Genomic DNA, 16547 nt, shown 5'->3' on the forward strand with positions numbered 1-16547 from the left:
TTCGGGGCCGTGACATCCTGTCACGCCGGGCTCGCCGCCATCGTCTTGCGCACAGCCATTTCGGTCGCAATCGCGTCCCGGACGGCCGGTCGCGCCTGCATGCGCGCGAGGTACGCCGACAACGATGGCCATTGCGCGATGTCGACGCCCGCCGGCCGGAGCAGCAGCAAAGCCCAGGTGAGGTGGGCATCCGCGACGGTGAAGCTGTTGCCGACGAGGAATTCGCGGTCCGCCAGATGCGTCGCAGGCATCGATAATGTCTGCGCTATCCTTGCACGCGGCTTGGCGAGCGAGGCGTCGTCCTTGTACCAGAAGGTTGGAAACAGGAATGCCTTGTGGATCTCGGCCCCCATGAAGCTCAGCCATTCCTGGAGACGGTAGCGGTCGGGATCTCCGAACGCGGGTGCAAGGCCCGCCTGCGGCTTCAGATCGGCGATGTATTGCAGCACCGCGGCGCTTTCGGTCAGCCGTTCGCCATTCTCCAGCACCAGGACCGGCACGGCGCCCTTCGGCGAAACGCCGAGGAAATCGCTGCCGTCGTCGACGACCTGCTTGGTCTGGAGACGGACCGGATGATAGCGGGCCTCGATGCCCGCTTCCATCAGCGCGATGCGGCTCGCAAGCGAGCAGGCCATCGGAGAGAAATAGAGTTGCAGCATCGCCCACGCTCCTTCAGGTCAGCGCCTCGGTTTGCGCGATGATCGCAAACCGGTCCGACAATTCGGCCAGAGCGACCTCGTGGATGAGCCTTGCGGAGAGCGCTCCACCGCGGCCGTCGGGAAGATCGCGCGTGGCACAGGCATCGGCTGCGATCGTTGTGCGCAGGCCGAGGTCGAGCGCGGCGCGGGCCGTCGAACTGATGCACATATGAGTCATGAAACCGGCCAGCACGATGTTGGTGCGGCCGGTTGCGGCCAGCCGGACCTGCAGGTCGGTGCCGGTAAAAGCGTTCGGCAGCGCCTTTTCGATCACGGCTTCGCCGGCGAGCGGCGCCACGTTCCTGACGATCGCGCCGCGCGCGGCCTCACGGTCGAACAGGCTGCCGGCACGTCCCTTGTGCGCGATATGGAGGATTGCAGCGCCGCTTGCCCTCGCGCGCGCGAGCAGGCGCGCGGCGGCGGCGATCGCGGGCTCCGCATCCGGTAAGGCGAGCGGGCCGGCGCAATATTCGTTCTGGATGTCGATCAGGACGAGGCAGGAATCGGCGAGCCTGGGCGGAGTGAGATCGGCGCCGGACAATTCGAGCAGGGTTTTTGGGGTGGTCATGCGGGTCGGGCCTTCCTGGCGGATATCTGATGCGCGACACTAGCGCGGCGGCAGCCTGCCAATGTGCAGGACTATTGCAGCATATGGCTGCAAATTTGCAGGAGCCGGTCGTGCCTGCTAGGCTCATCGCCATGAACTGGGACGATCTGCGCATCATCGCCGCGGTCAGGGACGAGGGCACCTATGCCGGCGCCAGCGCACGGCTGCGCATCGACGAGACCACCGTCGGCCGCAGGCTTGCACGGATCCAGCGCGATCTCGGCGTGCCGCTATTCGATGCGGTGGACGGCCAGCGCTGGCCGACGCGCCATTGCGAGGCGGTGCTGGCGCATGTCGAGGCGATGGCCGCACATGCCGCCAAGATCGGTCGCGTCGGCGAGAGTCTGTCAGGGCCGGTGGGACGCCTGCGTATCGCCTCCACCAACACGGTCGCCGAGGGGGTTCTGTCGCCGCGCGCGAGCGACTTCCTGCACGACAATCCCGGCCTGACGCTGCAATTCCTCACCTCGAGCGAGAACGTCAAGTTCTCGCGCTGGGAAGCCGATCTTGCTATCCGGCTGCGCAAGCCCGACAAGGGCGACTTCGCGATCTCCAGGCTCGGTGACGTCAAGCTCTATTATTTCGAGCCTGTTACGACCGAGGGCGAGCCGATGCTGTGCGCCTATCCCGACGAGCTCGGTGCCATTCCCGAGATGCAATTCCTGCGCACGAAGAAAGCCCGCGCGCGCTGCGTCACCGACAACGTTCGCGTCATCCGTAACCTGATCCGCGCACGTCAGGCCGCCGGGGTGTTGCCGGAGTACGTCTGCGCGGACTTGCTCGGCGATCGCCGCCTGTGCGCCACACTGCTGCCTGGGCGCCGCGACGTCTGGCTGCTGGTGCAGAACCATCTCAAGCGCGATCCGGCGACGCGGCTCACCATCGAATGGATCCGCCGCTGCTTCAGCGATCTCGCGCGCGGCTGATTGCGACCCGTGAACGCGATCCGCGCGCGGCGCGACCAAGCTATGGGATTGCGCGCGCGAGGGTTGCGTAATCTCGCAACGACTACGGGCTTGATCAGGGCAGGCGCATGACCACTCTCCAGGAAACCATCCACCCGCAGCCCAAGGTGCGGGAATGGAAGGCGATCGTCATCCTGATCCTCCTGATCCCGGTGCTGTGGTCGCCGCCGTTCCTGTTTCGCTTCTTTCTGTTCCAGCCGTTCAACATCCCGTCCGGCTCGATGACGCCGACGCTGGTGGTCGGCGACTACGTCTTTGCCGCAAAATATGCCTATGGCTATGGCCGCTATTCGTTTCCTTTCGCGCCGTCATGGATCTCTGGGCGTTTCCGGGCCACCGAGCCCGCGTATGGCGACATCGTCGTGTTCCGGACGCCAAAGGACACCTCAGTCGACTATGTCAAGCGCGTGGTCGGGCTGCCCGGTGATCGCATCCAGATGCGGCAGGGCCAGCTCATCCTCAACGACCGCCCGGTGACACGCGTTGCTCTGAAGGCGGTGGTTGCCGGCTCCACCTGCGGCGTGGATGACGGTGCGAAGGCCAAGCGCTGGCGCGAGAAGCTGCCGAACGGCGCGTCCTACGTCACGCAGGACTGCGTCGACAACGGCTACTACGACAACACCGACGTCTACACGGTGCCGCCGGGCCATTTCTTCGTGCTCGGGGACAATCGCGACAACTCGAGCGACAGCCGCGCGATGTCGTCGATCGGATTCGTGCCGATGGACAATCTGGTCGGCAAGGTGACGCGGATATTCTGGTCGCTCGACCAACACGGCGAGCCGCATCTGGAGCGGCTGGGGAAGGTGTGGTGAGGCCCCGCCCGCCATCCCGGGGGCAGTGCGCGGCGCCTGCATGACATGAGTTCGTATCCTGGATGGAGCGCAGCGTAATCCAGGAGAACTGCCTGCGCCGGACACCGTGCCCCGGATTGCGCGGCGCTCCATCCGGGCTAAGGGCTGTGATCATGGGGCGCGCGAAGCGATCCTGCGAAAACAAAAACCCCGGCATCGCTGCCGGGGTTTCGCATTTTGTCGTTTGCCGGAATGGCTGGACTTAGAAGTCCATGCCGCCCATGCCGCCGCCCGGGGGCATCGCCGGACCGGCGCCGCCCTTCTTGGGCAACTCGGCGACCATGGCTTCCGTGGTGATCAGGAGCGCCGCAACCGAGGCTGCGTTCTGGATCGCGGTACGGACCACCTTGGTCGGGTCGATGATGCCCTTCTTGACGAGATCGACATATTCGCCGGTCTGGGAGTCGAAGCCGTAGGCGTACGACTTGTTCTCGAGGACCTTGCCGACGATCACGGAGCCGTCTTCACCGGCGTTGATCGCGATCTGGCGAGCGGGCGCGGAGAGCGCCTTGCGCACGATCTCGACGCCGGTCTTCTGGTCGTCGTTCTTGGTGCGCAGGCCCTTGAGCTGCTCGGAGGCACGGAGCAGGGCGACGCCGCCGCCCGGAACGATACCTTCCTCGACCGCAGCGCGGGTCGCATGCATCGCGTCATCAACGCGATCCTTGCGCTCCTTCACCTCGACCTCGGTCGCGCCGCCGACGCGGATCACCGCGACGCCGCCCGCGAGCTTGGCAAGACGCTCCTGGAGCTTCTCACGGTCGTAGTCCGAGGTGGTCTCCTCGATCTGCGCCTTGATCTGCGCCACGCGCGCTTCGATGTCGGCCTTCTTGCCGGCGCCGTTGACGATCGTGGTGTTCTCCTTGTCGATCATCACCTTCTTGGCGCGACCGAGCATGTTGAGCGTGACGTTCTCGAGCTTGATGCCGAGATCTTCCGAGATCGCCTGGCCGCCGGTCAGGATCGCGATGTCCTGCAGCATGGCCTTGCGGCGATCGCCGAAGCCCGGAGCCTTGACGGCCGCGACCTTGAGGCCGCCACGCAGACGGTTCACGACCAGGGTCGCAAGCGCTTCGCCTTCGACGTCCTCGGCGACGATGACCAGCGGCTTGCCGGTCTGCACCACGGCCTCGAGCAGCGGGAGCAGCTCGTTCAGCGAGGAGAGCTTCTTCTCGTTGATGAGGATGTAGGCGTCGTCCATCTCAACGCGCATCTTGTCGGCGTTGGTGACGAAGTAGGGCGAGATGTAGCCGCGGTCGAACTGCATGCCCTCGACGACGTCGAGCTCGGTCTCGAGCGACTTGGCTTCCTCGACGGTGATGACACCCTCGTTGCCGACCTTCTTCATGGCGTCGGCGAGGAACTTGCCGATCTCCGCGTCACCGTTGGCCGAGATGGTCCCGACCTGGGCGATCTCGTCGTTCGAGGTGACCTTCTTGGAGTTCTTGACGAGGTCCGCAACGACGGCTTCGACCGCGAGGTCGATACCGCGCTTCAGGTCCATCGGATTCATGCCGGCGGCAACCGACTTGGCGCCTTCGCGCACGATCGCCTGGGCCAGCACGGTGGCGGTGGTGGTGCCGTCGCCGGCCGCGTCAGCGGACTTCGAAGCGACTTCGCGCACCATCTGCGCGCCCATGTTCTCGAACTTGTCCTCGAGCTCGATCTCCTTGGCGACGGTGACGCCGTCCTTGGTGATGCGGGGAGCGCCGAACGACTTGTCGAGCACGACGTTGCGGCCCTTCGGACCGAGCGTGACCTTCACCGCGTTGGCGAGAATGTCGACGCCGCGAAGCATCTTGTCGCGCGCATCGACGGAGAATTTGACTTCTTTAGCTGCCATCTGGATTTTTTCCTTAGGTGTTTAACTGGATAAGAGAGGGGCTCTTAGGCCGCCTTCTTCTTGGAAGCGGGGACGTCGAGGACGCCCATGATGTCGCTTTCCTTCATGATCAGCAGGTCGACGTTGTCGATCTTGACTTCGGTGCCGGACCACTTGCCGAACAGCACGCGGTCGCCGACCTTCAGATCGATCGGGATCAGCTTGCCAGCTTCGTCGCGGCCACCCGGGCCGACGGCGACGATCTCGCCCTGCGAGGGCTTTTCCTTCGCCGTGTCGGGAATGATGATGCCGCCAGCGGTCTTCTCTTCTGCGTCGATGCGCTTGACCACGACGCGGTCGTGAAGCGGACGGAAATTCATGCAGTTCTCCTAAGCTTTTGCACGAGTTGGGAATTTTGGATTGTTAGCAGTCTGTGCCGGCGAGTGCTAGCACAGGCACAGCTGAGATAAGGCAGGATTTTGGCGGGAGCAAGGGCTTGTAGCAGAAAAATAGCACTCGGAAGCGCTGCCTGCCAAAATCTCTTTCCATCGTTAATCGCGCTCGGCGCCCGTATTAGCACGGAGCCGCATCTGCTGCTAACGCATTGAATTTCAACAGCTTGTTAAACTTTTGTGCTTGAGATGGATTGTCAGTTTGCGTCACATTTCACTCATGTGAGCGCATCTCCACCGGGTGGCTCGTAGGGCGCGTACCGGAAAGCCACCCCTTGAATATGCGCTCCTGCAAAGGAGGTTGGCATGGTCTCGCGAGTTGGGGTTGTTTCCGACGACTTCCGGAAACAGGTGCTGGGTTACGGGCTGACGACGGCCGAAATTCTCTACCGGATGCCGGATCATCGCTCGCTGCTCCAGACCTATGTCTGGCAGAACTACGACATGTTTCCGAAATTTCCAGCGCTGACGGATTTCCTGGCGTTCTGGCAGAAGAAGCTCGACGGTCCGCTATTCTCGGTCACGGTCGCGCATTCCAAGCTGATCAAGCCGGCCGAGCTGCGCGCGGTGGACGGCGTGTTCAGGTTGCATTGAAGGCAGAGCTGTAGGGTGGGTTAGCGTCAGCGTAACCCACCATGCTTCAACAGTCGCGAAAGAAGCGGTGGGTTACGCTAGCGCTAACCCACCCTACGATTTCGCATTCTGTGCTAGCCTCTCCCCATCACAACAGGGGAGGCCGCCCATGGCCAAGAAGGCAAAATCGCGCAGCGCATCGCAAGTCGCGGTGAAGAAGCGGAGCGGAGCCAAGGCCGCGACCAGATCAGTGGCGCGCAAGGCGGTAAAGGCGAAAGCGCGCGCTGTGACTCCGAAAAAACCGGCGCGGCCCAAGCAGCGCATCGCCATCAGCCATCACCGCGAGGAAGACTTCAAGGCCGACGGCCTCCGTACCTACGCGAAGTATCGCGATCTCGGCATCGCCGCCGCGAGCCACGGCCTCGCGCAGGCGCACGTGATCCGGCTGCAAGGCCCTTGCAATCCGGACGAGGTGTCGAAGCTGCACTTCCACGACGTCGAATTCCAGATGGTCTACGTGCTCAAGGGCTGGGTGAAGACCTATATGGACGGAGAGGGCGAGACGCTGATGAAGGAAGGCAGCGCCTGGACCCAGCCGCCGAAGATCAAGCACATGATCCTGGACTATTCGGACGACGTCGAGCTGCTTGAGGTGATCCTGCCGGCGGAGTTCAGGACGGTGGAGTTGAAGGCGTAGGCGAGGCGGAGATCAGCCGCGGTCGTTGCAATAGCGTTTCCACATCGCGCGATAGGCATCGTCCACCGCTTGCGCGTATGAGACGGGGTTGCCGGCGGCGGCAGCCCTGATCTGCCCGGGCAGTTCGCCGCGCAACTTATCGAGCTCGCCGATCTGCAACCCACGGCTCGCTGCGATTTCGACATAGGCCTCGTCGCTCTCCGCGACCCACTCCGGCAGGCCCAGCGCGGTGAGGATGGAACCGGCAGCACGGCTTGGCAGGCTGTGATCGAGCTTCGCCACCACCGGCACGCCCATCTGCAAGGCTTCCCACGTGCTGACGCCGCCATTCTGCGGGAATGGATCGAGGCCAATATCGACGCGATTGAACGCTGCCAGATGTTCGTCTCGTGACGTGGCTCCGAGCAGATCGACGCGTTCGGCCGGCAGCCGGCAAGCGGCAAACCGCGCCAGCAGATTGTCGCGGACCAGCTGAGCGTCCAGCGCAGTATCCTTGATCAGCAGTCGCGAACCCGGCACCCGCTCGAGAATCCTGGACCAGACTTCCACCGCCTCGTTCGAAATCTTGCTGATGCGGTTGAAGACACCGAATGTGATGAAGCCGTTCGCAATCGCCGGCGTCGGCGCCCGAGCAATCCCGGCCGGCAGCGGCGCCAGCGTCACGAAGCACGGCAGGTCTACGATGGTCTCCGCAAACAGGTGCCGAACCGCGACAGGTATCGCGACCGGGTCCGAGAATAGATAATCGATCGTTGGCAACCCGGTGCCGGTACCGTGTCCCCAGCCATGCGCCTGGACAGGTGCCGGCTTGCGCGCAAACACACCGAGGCGGTTTCCGCTGGTATGGCCGGACAGATCGATCAGGATATCGATGCCGTCGCCGCGGATCTGAGCGGCAAGGCGATCGTCGGACCATTGTGAGGCGTCGCGCCAGCGATCGGCGATCCCCTGAAATTCGCGAGTCGTCGCATCCGTTTTCGCTGAACAAGCATAGCACACGATCTCGAACTGTGCCCGATCATGATGCTGCAGGACCGGCTTGAAAATGAACGCCGCCGAATGTGCGTGAAAATCCGACGAGACATAACCCAGCACCAGACGGCGATTTGGATCGCGGCTGTTCTCATGCGGTCCCGCCGCTGCTGAAGCGATCTTCGCACCGATCTGCTCCCACCATACGTGTCGCGCTTGCTGATGCTGCGCAACGCTGGCGTCGGCCACAAAATCGAGGGTGAATATCTTGCTCGAGATCGTGCTCTGATCAGGCTCGATGTCGGTAGCTCTGTCGAAACTGGCGAGGGCTTCGTCGACCCGGCCAAGTGCCGCGAGACATTGGCCGAGCAGGCTGTGGGCCTGAGCGAAGCCGGGATCGGTCGCGAGAGCCTTCTCGCAATCGGACAGTGCTTCGGCAACTTGCCGGGTCAGGAGCAAGATACTGGCCCGCCACAGCCATCCATTCGCGTCACCGGGTGCAAGCGCGATTGCTCGATTGCAATCCGCCATGGCTTCGTCAAATCGCTGAAGTTCTCGCAAAGCAACGGCGCGGGTCGACAACGCCGAGGCATAGTCAGGCTTGATCGATAGCGCGCGGTTTAAGCTTGCGATCGCCTCGTCATAGGCGCGCAAACGGCAGAGCGCCCAACCCCGGCCGTTATGGGCTTCGGAAAGTCTTCCGTCGATTGAGAGCGCCTTGTCGTAGCTCTCGAGCGCTTCCTGGTAAAGTTCGAGGGCCGCGCTCGCGTTCCCGAGATTGGATAGCGCTAAGGCGTAATTGGGTCGCAAGGCCAGGGCCTTCCGATAGCTCTCGCGGGCATCGTTGTGACGTTTTAGCCCGTTGAGCGCGACGCCCAAACTCATATGAGCTTCGGCAGATCGCGGATCCACGGCAACCGCTCGGCTCAGCAGAACTTGAGCTTGCTGATAGTTTTTGGCTTCGGACTCCAAAGCGCCGAGCAGATGCAGCGCGATGAATTGGTTGGGCGCGAGCTCCAGGAGTTCGCGATAGGCCGTCTTGGCCTCAGGGAGAAGTCCCGCCTTGTGCAGCTGGAGGGCGCGCGCGAGCAATGGCCCTATCTCGGCTTTTTGCCGTTTCTGAAGCCGGGCATTTTGAAATGCCCGATGGCCTGCGCTGTTGCTCATGAATCAATTCCACCCGAATCTCCCGACGAGATTAACATGGAAGGATTGTCACGATTGCGCTGCGCTCCATCGGAGCTGCGAGGGCGCCAGCCTCACACAAGCTTCACGAAGCCCGAGCGCGTTGATTTCCTCGCCGCGGATCGGACCGCTACCGCTCGAGATAGCCCAATTCCGCGCTCATGACCTTGCGAGCATATTCGCTGAAGGCATCGATCAACCGGGCGCGCGCGGCATAAGGTGGATAGAGCAGTGCGATCGTAACGGGGACAGTCGGGTTGAAGGGGCGCGTGATCAGAGCCGCGCCAGTGCTTTCGTCATGCGCGGCAATCGGGTTGATGATGCTGATGCCAAGGCCCGCCGCGACCAAGGCACAGACCGATGCGCCCAGATCGGTCTCCGCAACAATGCGGCGCGTGACGCCCGCCTGCGCGAAGATCGTATCGATGCGATCGTAGAGTGGACTCCCCGTGGCGAAGGAGATGAAGGGCTCGTCGGCGAAATCGGCAGGGCGCAGCGTCTTCTTCTGCGCAAGACGATGTGCCTTCGGCATGATCGCGACGCAACGGGTCTTGAGCACCGGCTCGACATGCACCCCCGCAACCTCGCCGTAGAGCATCGCCAATCCGGTGTCGCAAAGCCCGGAACTGACCCAGTCGTGCACGGCGCTCGTCGTGCCGGATCGGATCGAGATCATCACATGCGGATAGTCCACCTTGAAGCGTGCCGCGATGCGTGTCAGCAGCCCGCCGGCCAGGCGCGGCATCGCCGCAACGCTTAACCGACCCATGCCGAACGAGCGGATGCTGGTTGCGCTGGCCTCCAGTCCCGCCAAGCCGATGAAAGTCTTCTCGACCTCCTGGAAAAAGCGCGATCCGTCCACCGTCGGGCGGAGGCGGCCGCCACTGCGGTCGAACAGCGGGAATTGTGTGATCGCTTCCAGCTGTCCGATCAGGCGGCTGATCTGGGGTTGCGAGGTATGCATGCGCTGAGCCGCCTGCGTCATCGATCCCGTCACGAAGACTGCCCGAAAAGCCTCCACATGCTTCAGGCCCATGCGTCTGGTGGCCATATCAAATCCGTATAGGAGAGTATGAAACTGGAATTTCATCAGATCGAGCTTTTGGACGATAGTCCAGAGCATGAAGCCGTTCGCACGGAGCTGTCCTGTGGGTGCTCACCCACCGTGGACGGTGTCACGGACATTCGCGACAAGAGGGGACATATGAAAGCGACAATGATCAAGGCACTGGCCGCGGCGACTGTCGCTGGTGTTCTTCTTTCCAGCGAGGCCATGGCGCAGGGTGCGAGCCGCCTGGACAAGATCCGTGAGAGCGGCTCGATCACGTTGGGGTACCCCGAGACCTCGGTGCCCTTCGCCTATCTCGACGGTAACCAGAAGCCGATCGGTTACACCGTGGAAATCTGTGAACAGGTGGTGCAGGCGATCAAGACGGCCCTCAAGCTCCCCAAGCTCGAGATTCGCTATAACCCCATAACCTCGGCTACACGTATTCAGCTGCTCGCCAACGGCACGATCGACATCGAATGCGGCAACACGACCAACAACGTCGAGCGGCATAAACTCGTTGCCTTTGCTCCCACCACCTTCGTTGCGCAGGTCGTCCTCGTCGCGCGCAAGGATGGCGGCGTCGATGTCAACGACCCCGCTTCGTTTCGCGGCAAGGCTATCGCCGCCCAGGCCGGCGGCCAGACCTTCAAGGTGATTACGCTGATTAACGCCAAGGACAATCTCGGCATCACAGTGGTGCCGGCGAAGGACACCGCCGAGACCTTCCTGTTGGTGTCGACGGGCCGGGTGGCCGGCACCGCCAACGATGACGGTCTCGCCTTCGCCACGGTCGCCTCGTCCAGAACGCCGGATGAATTCCTGATCGGTAGCAAGAGTCTCGAGACGGCGCCCTATGGTATCGTCGAACCGAAGGATGATCCTGCTTTCAAGAAGATGGTCGACGATGCCGTGATCGACCTGATGAAGAACGGGCAGATTGCGGCGCTCTACGACAAATATTTCAATTCACCGATCCCACCGCATGGCCTAAACCTGAAATTTCCGATGAGCGCCGCCCTCAAGCGGACGCTGGCCAACCCGACCGATTCCGGCGACCCGGCAGTCTACGAATGACGCGACAAGCGCTCTAGAGGTCTCGCCATGGCACATCAACACGACAGGAGTCCGGCGGGCGCCGGGCTGCCACCCATCGACCTGCGCAGCGATACTGTCACCAAGCCGACCGAGGCGATGTATGCCCGCATGGCCTCTGCGCCGCTCGGCGATGACGGGCTGGACGGTGACCCCACGGTGCAGGAGCTGGAGGCCGTCGCAGCTGCGGCGTTGGGCAAGGACGCCGGCCTGTTTGTGCCGAGCTGCACCATGGCCAATCTGCTGGCGACGCTGGCGCAGTCGCAGCGCAGCGAACAGATCGTGCTGGAATCGAACGCCCATATGTACACTTCGGAACGAGGGGCGGCGACGTTTACGGGGCAGTTCTACCTCGCAATTGCCGGCACCGCCGGCGCAATGGACCTGAATTTGCTGGAGGACGCCCTGCAGGGGGAAGGGCTCAAGCTCCGGACGGCTCTTGTCGCAATGGAAACCTCGCACAACAACGCGAGCGGCGCCGTGCTGCCGCTGGATCATATGCAGGCCGTGCACGCCATGGCCTCGGCCCGCGGTGTCCCGGTGCATCTCGACGGCGCGCGGCTGTTCAACGCCGCCGTCGCCCTTGAAACAGCGCCGGCCGAGGTTGCGAGACATTGCGACACGGTTTCTCTGTGTCTGTCGAAGGGCCTGAGCGCACCCGCCGGTGCCGTGCTCGCCGGGCCACGCGCGGTGATCGACAGCAGCCGCAGGTTTCGTCGCATGCTTGGAGGCACGCAGCGCCAGATCGGCGTCCTCGCCGCTGCCGGCCTGGAGGCGGTTCAGGTCATGGGGACGCGTCTGGCGGAGGATCACCGGCGTGCGCGAGCCTTGAGTGATGCATTTAACGGGATGCATCCAAAGATCAGCGCGACAATCCCGCAGACGAATATCGTGCAGGTTGATGTCTCCCTTTCCGGGCGCGACAGCGCCGTGTGGTCGGGGGCTCTCGAAAGGGCGGGCCTGAGGGCGAGGCCCTGGGGCAAGCATCGCTTGCGCTGCGTGACCCATCGCCATATCGATGATGCGGATGTTGATCGCGCGGTCATGGCATTTCGCACCGTGGCTGCGGCTTTGGTCTAGAGCATCCGCCGATGTGAATCGGGTCTCTCGTAGCCCGGATGGAGCGAAGCGAAGTCCGGGGCCGCTGCTTGCGACCGATAGACTTTCGCGGATTGCGCTGCGCTCCATTCGGGCTACGAGATCGTTACTACGTCAGCACCCCCACCACCGCTCCCATCAAGCACGTCGTCAGCGTCCCCGACACGATCGACTTCAGCCCGAGCGCGTTGATTTCCTCGCGCCGTTCCGGCGCCATCACGCCGAGACCGCCGATCATGATGCCGAGGCTGGCGAAATTGGCGAAGCCGCACATCGCATAGAGCATGATCAGGCGCGAGCGCGGATCGAGCGTGCCGGGCGGCAGCTTCGAGAAATCGACATAGGCGATCAGCTCGTTGAGCACGGTTTTCGTGCCCATCAGGCTGCCGGCGGTGATCGCCTGGTCCCACGGCAATCCCATCAGCCAGCACACCGGCGCCATCACGAGGCCGAGCAGGCGCTGCAACGAGATCGCGGCGCCGCCGATATCAGGCAGCAGGCCGAGGACCGCATTGACGAGATGGACCAGCGCCACCAGCACCAGCAGCATGGCGACGATGTTGATCAGCAGCTCGATCCCGGCGCCGGTCCCTTTCACGATCGCGTCCATCGTGCCGGAGACTTCCGTATCGGGATCTTCCAGTGCGCCGCCGGTGCGCTTGTCGGATGTCTCGGGCACCATGATCAAGCTGACCAGGATCGCGGCCGGCGCACCCAGCACCGAGGCGATGACGAAATGCGCGGCTGCGTCAGGAATGAGGGGAGCAAGCAGCGTCGCATACAGCACCAGCACCGTGCCAGCGATGCCGGCCATGCCACCGGTCATCACCAGGAATAACTCGCTGCGGGTCATCTGCGCGAGATAAGGCCGCACGAACAGCGGCGCCTCAACCATGCCGAGAAAGATGTTGGCGGCGGTCGAGAGCCCGACCGCGCCGCCGACGCCGAGCGTGCGCTCCAGCAGCCAGGCCATGCCGCGCACGATCGGCGGCAGCACGCGCCAATAGAACAAGAGCGTCGTCAGCACGCTCATGACCAGCACGATCGGCAGCGCCTGGAACGCCAGGACGAAATCGGCACCCGGTGCTTTCAGGTCGAAGGGCAGGGGACCGCCGCCGACATAGCCGAACACGAAGGACGAGCCGGCGCGCGAGGCCGCCGAGATCGCGCCCACGGCTTCGTTGATGGCACCGAAGGCGCGCGCGACGACGGGCACCTTCAGGAGAACGATCGCGGTGACGAAGGTGGCGAGGAGGCCGATTGCCGCGTGGCGCAGCGAGGCCGCGCGGCGATTCTCGCTCAGTCCCAAGGCGATCAACAGCAATGCGAAAATGCCGAGTGCCGATTGCAGCTGCAGCATGATGTCCCCAAACCCCGATGATTATGGCCACCTCTGCGTTGCAAACGCAATGCCGGGAGATTGTCGGAGCATCCCGCTGTTGACAAGCAGGTCCCCGTCAGCCACCCGGTGCACGTCGACATCAGGAGCCGATAGTCCGAGCGTGACCGAAGAGGCGATGCCAGACCAGCCAATATCGGGAAACCCGCCGGTCAGTGCCCGCGCGCTCCTCTCCCATCGCGCCTTCCTGTTCTTTCTGCTCTCGCGCAGCCTGTCGCGTTTCTCCAGCCAGATCGCGGCGGTCGCGATCGGTTGGCAGATCTACGATCTCACCGGCTCGGCCTTCGACCTCGGGATGGTCGGCCTCGTGCAATTCCTGCCCACGGCCCTGCTGGTGTTCGTCGCCGGCCATGCCGCCGACCGCTACGAGCGCAAGCGCGTGGTCCAGCTCTGCCAGCTCGTGGAAGCCGCGACCGCGCTCTATCTCGGCGTCATCACCTACCTCGGCTTGGTCAGCGAAGTTCAGATTTTCCTGGCAACCTTCGTGCTCGGCATTGCCGGAGCCTTCGAAAGTCCGACCACCGCGGCGCTGCTGCCGGCGATCGCGCCGCAGGGCTCGCTGCAGCGCGCTACCGCCGTCTCCAGCGGTGCGGCGCAGGTCGCGACTATCACAGGGCCGGCACTCGGTGGTTTTGCCTACGCGGTCGCGCCGCATCTCGCCTACGCGGTGATGGTGCTGTTTTGGATCTTCGGGATGATTTTGACGGGATTCATCCGGCCGCGTCCGCAGGCGGTCGCGAAGGACATGGGGGGCGCCGACAATATTTTCGCTGGCGTCCGTTTCATCCGGCGCAATCCAGCGATCCTCGGCACCATCTCGCTCGATCTGTTCGCGGTGCTGTTCGGCGGCGTCACCGCGCTTCTGCCGATCTATGCCCGCGACATCCTCCAGACCGGTCCGGTCGGGCTCGGCATCCTGCGCGCCGCGCCTGCGGTCGGCGCGCTGCTGATGACCATGGTGCTGGCCCGTCACGCCATTTCGCGGCATGTGGGCCTGCGCATGTTTCAGGCCGTGATCGTGTTCGGCGTTGCAACGATCGTGTTCGCGCTGTCGTCCTGGATGTGGCTGTCGGTGCTCGCGCTCGCCGTTCTCGGCGCGGCCGATACAATCAGCGTCGTGATCCGCTTCTCGCTGGTGCAGCTCGCCACCCCCGACGAGATGCGGGGCCGGGTCGGTGCGGTGAACTTCCTCTTCATCAACGCCTCGAACCAGCTCGGCCAGTTCGAGAGCGGGGTTGCTGCCGCACTGTTCGGCGCCATGCCGGCAGCCGTGCTGGGCGGCGTCTGCACGGTCGCGGTCGCGCTGCTGTGGATGAAGCTGTTCCCGAGCCTACGGCAGGTGGAGAGTTTGGAGTAGCGGACGCTCTCGTGTCCCGGACGCGGTGCGGCACGAAGTGACGCGCCGCAGACCCGGGACCCAGAACGCCAGGAACGAGGTCGAGGAGGCGTGGGCCCCGGCTCAGCAGCGCGTCATTGCATGCCGCGCTGCGTCCGGGGCACGAGAGCGGCGATCAGCCCCGTCCCACGAACGGCATCTTGGTTGCCATCACAGTCATGGTCAGCACGTTGGCATCGAGCGGCAGACCGGCCATGTAAGCGACGGCATCGCCGACCGCTTTCGCGTCCATGCGCGGCTCCTGCTTCGACGTTCCGTCGGGCTGCAGCACGCCGGGGCCGTTGACCATGCGGTCGGTCATGGGTGTCGCGGCGTTGCCGATGTCGACCTGGCCGACCGCGATGTCGTACATGCGACCGTCGAGGTTGGACGCCTTGGTCAGGCCCGTGATGGCGTGCTTGGTCGAGGTGTAGGCGGCAGAGAACGGCCGCGGCGCATGCGCCGAGATCGAGCCATTGTTGATGATGCGGCCGCCGCGCGGGCTTTGGTCCTTCATGATGCGGAAGGCGTGCTGGGTGCACAGGAATGGGCCGGTGAGGTTGGTATTCACCACCGCCTGCCACTGCTCGAGGCTGAGATCCTCGAAATTCACTGGCGGTGCGCCCATGCCGGCATTGTTGAAGAGCACGTCGAGCCGGCCATAGGTCGCCTTCACCTTGTCGAACAGCGCGGCGATCTGGTCCGGCTTGGTCATGTCGGCGGTGACGCAGAGGCTCTTTCCGGCGGGGCCGAGCTTGGCGGTCTCCTCGAGCATCTCCATGCGGCGCCCGACCAGCACCACGGTGAAGCCTGTGTTCATCAGCGCCAGTGACGCCGCGCGCCCGACTCCGGTGCCGGCGCCCGTCACCACTGCGATCTTTTTCGCTTCACTCATCGTTTCCTGCCTTTTCTCTTAAGCTGTCAGGTTTTGGATTCTTTTTCGTTCTTGTAGGGCGGCCGCGGAATGTTCTGATGCGCGGCACGCAAGGCCGCTGACCAACGCGAGCGCAAATCGTGGAAATAGGGCTCGCCCGCCTCGATGCGGTGGTTGAGATCGGCCTCGCAGGCGTCGGCGCGCACCACCAGCACATCGATCGGCAGGCCGACGCCGAGATTCGAGCGCATGGTCGAGTCCATCGAGATCAGCCCGGTCTTCAGCGCCTCGTAGAGCTCGACGTCGTAATGCATGGCGCGGTCGAGCACCGGTTTGCCGTATTTGTGCTCGCCGATCTGCAAATAGGGAGTGTCGGTGGTGCATTCGATGAAATTGCCGGCGGTGTAGACCATGAACAGGCGCATGCGCGCGCCGCTGATCTGGCCGCCGAACAGGAAGGAGACGTCGAACGATACGTCCTCGGATTTGAGCGCCGGCCCCTCGGTCGCGTGCACGGCCCGGATCGCCCGGCCAATGCGCTGGGCGGCCTGGAACATGGTCGGCGCGTTCATCAGCGTCTCGATCTCACCCGTGTTGGGGTCTTCGAGCCCCTCGGTCAGCGTCGAGAGCACCGACTGGCTGACGGCGAGGTTGCCGGCGCTGGCGATCGCCATGATGCGGTCGCCGGGCTTGGAGAAGATGTGGAGCTTGCGGAAGGTCGAGACGTTGTCGAGGCCGGCATTGGTGCGGGTGTCGGCGATCATCACCAGACCGTCCCGAACCAGAATTCCGCAACAATAGGTCATTTCCGGTCCCCGAACGCGTTTGCGCCG

Annotated in this window: 16 protein-coding genes; 7 read left to right on the plus strand and 9 right to left on the minus strand. The window is 63.7% G+C overall.

What is annotated here, in order from left to right; translation table 11 throughout:
• Positions 1-20: 20 nt before the first annotated feature.
• Together AC0L27_RS13655 and AC0L27_RS13660 are read right to left on the minus strand one after the other, a co-directional pair.
• Positions 21-659: a glutathione binding-like protein gene (locus tag AC0L27_RS13655; protein ID WP_354208561.1), complete on the minus strand. Its 639-nt coding sequence runs from the start codon at positions 657-659 to the stop codon at positions 21-23.
• Between the two features lie 13 nt (positions 660-672).
• Positions 673-1266: a cysteine hydrolase family protein gene (locus AC0L27_RS13660; protein WP_354208562.1), complete on the minus strand. Its 594-nt coding sequence runs from the start codon at positions 1264-1266 to the stop codon at positions 673-675.
• Between the two features lie 131 nt (positions 1267-1397).
• Here AC0L27_RS13660 and AC0L27_RS13665 point away from each other — a divergent pair, with 131 nt between their 5' ends.
• Entirely contained in the window at positions 1398-2231 is an 834-nt protein-coding gene (locus AC0L27_RS13665) for a LysR family transcriptional regulator (protein ID WP_354208673.1), read from the plus strand.
• Between the two features lie 107 nt (positions 2232-2338).
• On the plus strand, positions 2339-3085 hold the full coding sequence (gene lepB / locus AC0L27_RS13670; RefSeq protein ID WP_354208563.1) for a signal peptidase I: 747 nt from the start codon (positions 2339-2341) through the stop codon (positions 3083-3085).
• 241 nt (positions 3086-3326) lie between these two features.
• On the opposite strand, the gene groL is transcribed toward lepB, so the two are convergent.
• Together groL and AC0L27_RS13680 are read right to left on the minus strand one after the other, a co-directional pair.
• The gene (gene groL, locus AC0L27_RS13675) at positions 3327-4967 is read right to left on the minus strand and encodes a chaperonin GroEL (protein WP_007602475.1); all 1641 of its coding nucleotides are present in this window, start codon (positions 4965-4967) and stop codon (positions 3327-3329) included.
• Between the two features lie 44 nt (positions 4968-5011).
• Entirely contained in the window at positions 5012-5326 is a 315-nt protein-coding gene (locus AC0L27_RS13680; RefSeq protein WP_007611913.1) for a co-chaperone GroES, read from the minus strand.
• A 378-nt stretch (positions 5327-5704) separates the two neighbouring features.
• Between AC0L27_RS13680 and AC0L27_RS13685 the strand changes: the two genes are divergently transcribed.
• Together AC0L27_RS13685 and AC0L27_RS13690 are read left to right on the plus strand one after the other, a co-directional pair.
• Positions 5705-5992: an usg protein gene (locus AC0L27_RS13685; protein WP_007602477.1), complete on the plus strand. Its 288-nt coding sequence runs from the start codon at positions 5705-5707 to the stop codon at positions 5990-5992.
• A gap of 148 nt (positions 5993-6140) precedes the next feature.
• Complete coding sequence (locus AC0L27_RS13690; RefSeq protein WP_354208564.1) at positions 6141-6668, plus strand: cupin domain-containing protein; 528 nt, start codon at positions 6141-6143, stop codon at positions 6666-6668.
• A 12-nt stretch (positions 6669-6680) separates the two neighbouring features.
• Here AC0L27_RS13690 and AC0L27_RS13695 read toward each other — a convergent pair whose 3' ends face one another.
• Positions 6681-8807: an O-linked N-acetylglucosamine transferase, SPINDLY family protein gene (locus AC0L27_RS13695; RefSeq protein WP_473319434.1), complete on the minus strand. Its 2127-nt coding sequence runs from the start codon at positions 8805-8807 to the stop codon at positions 6681-6683.
• A gap of 148 nt (positions 8808-8955) precedes the next feature.
• The gene (locus AC0L27_RS13700) at positions 8956-9876 is read right to left on the minus strand and encodes a LysR substrate-binding domain-containing protein (RefSeq protein ID WP_354208566.1); all 921 of its coding nucleotides are present in this window, start codon (positions 9874-9876) and stop codon (positions 8956-8958) included.
• Positions 9877-9897: 21 nt separating this feature from the next.
• Between AC0L27_RS13700 and AC0L27_RS13705 the strand changes: the two genes are divergently transcribed.
• Both AC0L27_RS13705 and AC0L27_RS13710 read left to right on the plus strand, forming a co-directional pair.
• Positions 9898-10950, plus strand: a complete 1053-nt coding sequence (locus AC0L27_RS13705) for an amino acid ABC transporter substrate-binding protein (RefSeq protein ID WP_354255073.1) — start codon at positions 9898-9900, stop codon at positions 10948-10950.
• Between the two features lie 27 nt (positions 10951-10977).
• On the plus strand, positions 10978-12048 hold the full coding sequence (locus tag AC0L27_RS13710) for a threonine aldolase family protein (RefSeq protein WP_354208569.1): 1071 nt from the start codon (positions 10978-10980) through the stop codon (positions 12046-12048).
• Between the two features lie 127 nt (positions 12049-12175).
• Here AC0L27_RS13710 and AC0L27_RS13715 read toward each other — a convergent pair whose 3' ends face one another.
• Positions 12176-13426, minus strand: a complete 1251-nt coding sequence (locus AC0L27_RS13715) for a NupC/NupG family nucleoside CNT transporter (RefSeq protein ID WP_354208570.1) — start codon at positions 13424-13426, stop codon at positions 12176-12178.
• Between the two features lie 157 nt (positions 13427-13583).
• Here AC0L27_RS13715 and AC0L27_RS13720 point away from each other — a divergent pair, with 157 nt between their 5' ends.
• A complete protein-coding gene (locus AC0L27_RS13720) occupies positions 13584-14822 on the plus strand; it encodes an MFS transporter (protein ID WP_354208571.1) in 1239 nt (412 codons plus the stop codon).
• Positions 14823-14976: 154 nt separating this feature from the next.
• On the opposite strand, the gene AC0L27_RS13725 is transcribed toward AC0L27_RS13720, so the two are convergent.
• Positions 14977-15735 (minus strand): SDR family oxidoreductase, encoded by a 759-nt coding sequence (locus tag AC0L27_RS13725; RefSeq protein ID WP_275170160.1) that lies wholly within the window; start codon positions 15733-15735, stop codon positions 14977-14979.
• 26 nt (positions 15736-15761) lie between these two features.
• A complete protein-coding gene (locus tag AC0L27_RS13730; protein WP_027518752.1) occupies positions 15762-16520 on the minus strand; it encodes a proteasome-type protease in 759 nt (252 codons plus the stop codon).
• Positions 16521-16547 lie beyond the last annotated feature (27 nt).

It is taken from the genome of Bradyrhizobium sp. Ken51, from assembly GCF_055807435.1.